This is a genomic window from Streptococcus infantis (assembly GCF_015546995.1).
In the GTDB taxonomy this organism is placed as follows: domain Bacteria; phylum Bacillota; class Bacilli; order Lactobacillales; family Streptococcaceae; genus Streptococcus; species Streptococcus infantis_J.
Genome location: NZ_JADMUH010000038.1, coordinates 1 through 2,712 on the forward strand (window position 1 = coordinate 1; position 2,712 = coordinate 2,712).

The following is a 2,712-nucleotide window of genomic DNA, read 5'->3' on the forward strand; positions in this document are numbered from 1 at the left end:
CTTTTAGCTAACGGAAAGGCCTTCGGGGAAGTGCTCACACTGAGTGAAAAAAATAATTGGAGTGCTACTTGGAAAGATCTTCCAAAATATGAATCAGGAAAAGAAATAAATTATTCTATTAAAGAAGTAACAATTTCTGATGGTTATACAAGTAAAACCGAGATTGATAAGAATGGTGATTTCATAATTACAAATACTCATGTGCCAGAATCTCCAATCACTCCTGAAAAACCAGATGAGCCAACAAAACCAAAAGATGAGTATACTCCATCTAATAATAAGGCACCACAAACAGGAGATTTTACAAATGTTTCACTATATTTGGTATTTGTTTCTACATCCATAATTGCCATGTCCTTAATTTTTGTTAAGAAAAGAAAATTAAAAATGAAATAAGATTACATAAAGACTTGAAATAACAATTCAGCATTTTCTGGGAGGCTGACAATATGAAAAAAATTAGCCTATGAAGCATTTAATGATTCATTTACAGCATATGGTATCCTCATTAATAAAAAGGTGTATATGCTTATTAATCAGCAGCATCAGCTTTTGCACAGGAAGCAGGAGTTTTAGAAAGTTACCTTATGGAATAATAAATAAGGGAGGTTGATGAAATTGGATTTTTCTTCGTTTAATTATAAACGTTAGAAAGAAAATGAATAGTAAAGATTGACATAAAAAACACACCTGAGCTTTTCTTCCTTAGGTGTGTTTTCATGTGTGGCGGGCATGCCACATATCTAGGGTGAAAATCCCTCGGGGCGTAGTTATCGACGAACCCAAGAGCGACTTGCAAGTTTCATATCGTGAGGTATGGGAGAGAGGAAGCAATAGCGAAATCGTGGCTTAACGGACAGGAAGTCTGAACATTAAATTCAGACGGCTGATAATAAGGCGGCATTAGCGGATGAGATGGCATGAAGCATCAAAGTCCAAAAGATAACCGTAACCTAATGGCGTAAATCAGATAAGTAAACGAGGAAAGATATGTGACTTACCCCGCGAGGTCTCATTGACTCAGTAGGCGAGACGTAGAACGACGGGCAGTCGAGGAGTAGTAACAACGAACAATGAGAAGTCAGCCGAGGTCATATTAGGTAGAGATACTGAAGGACCGAACGTTTTAATCGCACGAGCAAAATGTATGTTTCTTACAATAATCAGACAAGGAAATGAGTGAAAACGTAAATGAGCAAATATCCAAAACACGTATGATGATTTGTAAGAAAGCGGAAAGGAAAGGAGTGCACAAAGTATGTCAGAACTATTAGAAAAGATACTGAACAGAGAAAATATGAACAAAGCCTATAAACGTGTAAAAGCGAATAAAGGAACAAGCGGAATTGATGAAATAACGATTGAGGACGCCTATGTTTATATAAAAGAAAACTGGGAAAGTATCAGAGCAGAAATCACAGAAAGGAAGTACAAACCACAGCCAGTAAAGCGGGTTGAAATACCAAAAGCGAATGGAGGAACTAGAAATCTGGGGATACCAACGGTAATGGATAGAATCATCCAGCAGGCAATGGTACAAGTATTAAGCCCAATATGTGAAACGTTCTTTTCGGATTATAGTTATGGATTCAGACCAAATCGGAGTTGTGAGCAGGCCATAAATAAATTATTGGAATATATCAATGATGGATATGAATGGATAGTAGACATTGACTTAGAGAAATTCTTTGACAACGTGCCACAGGATAAATTGATGAGTTATGTACACATCATCATAAATGATGGAGATACAGAGTCGCTCATACGAAAATATCTTAAAGCAGGTATCATGATAAACGGAAAATATGAAAAGAGTGAAAAGGGAACACCACAGGGTGGAAACCTATCGCCATTATTAAGTAATATTATCCTAAATGAATTAGACAAAGAATTAGAAAGCAGAGGATTACACTTTACCAGATACGCAGACGACTGCGTGATAGCGGTAAAAAGTAGAGCCAGTGCGAACAGAGTGATGCATACAATCACAAAGTGGATTGAACACAAATTGGGACTGAAAGTGAATGCGACAAAGACGCATATCACAAGACCTAACAAATTAAAATATCTAGGCTTTGGATTTTATTATGATACAAAAGATAAGAAATATTGTGCAAGACCACACGCAAGTTCCATACAACGATTTAAGAGGAAACTGAAACAGCTAACAATCAGAAAGAACACAATGGCTTTAAATGAAAGGATAAGACAACTGAACCAAGTAATACGAGGATGGATAAACTATTATTCCATATGTAATATGAAAACACATATGATGAATATAGATAAACATCTTCGTACAAGACTTCGAGTAATTATATGGAAGCAGTGGAAAGTTCCCAGCAAGCGACAATGGGGATTACAAAAGCTTGGGATTTCAAAAGATAGAGCAAGACAGACATCGTATATGGGAGACCATTATCAATGGGTAGTAACCAAGACATGTGTGATAAGAGCAATATCAAAAGAAAAACTAGCCCAAAAAGGACTAGTCAGTTGTTTAGATTACTATATAGAGAGACACGCTTTGAAATTAAAACGAACCGCCGTATACGGAACCGTACGTACGGTGGTGTGAGAGGGTGATTTATTTCACCCTACTCGATTGCTCAATCAGTATCCTTTCATAATAAAATAGGGATATGTATTCCTTCTTCTTCTTATATCGTTTATAATAAAAGTAAGAAAAAGTAAAGGAGGCAGCACTATGTT

The 2,712-nt window shown here is 36.4% G+C and carries 2 protein-coding genes; both read left to right on the forward strand.

Annotated elements, in window-relative coordinates; genetic code table 11:
• Window positions 1–396: Cna B-type domain-containing protein (locus I1J71_RS08530; RefSeq protein ID WP_195184448.1), on the forward strand; the 396-nt coding region annotated here is incomplete at its 5' end.
• A gap of 862 nt (window positions 397–1,258) precedes the next feature.
• A complete protein-coding gene (ltrA, locus tag I1J71_RS08535; protein WP_195184449.1) occupies window positions 1,259–2,578 on the forward strand; it encodes a group II intron reverse transcriptase/maturase in 1,320 nt (439 codons plus the stop codon).
• The last annotated feature ends 134 nt before the right edge of the window (window positions 2,579–2,712 follow it).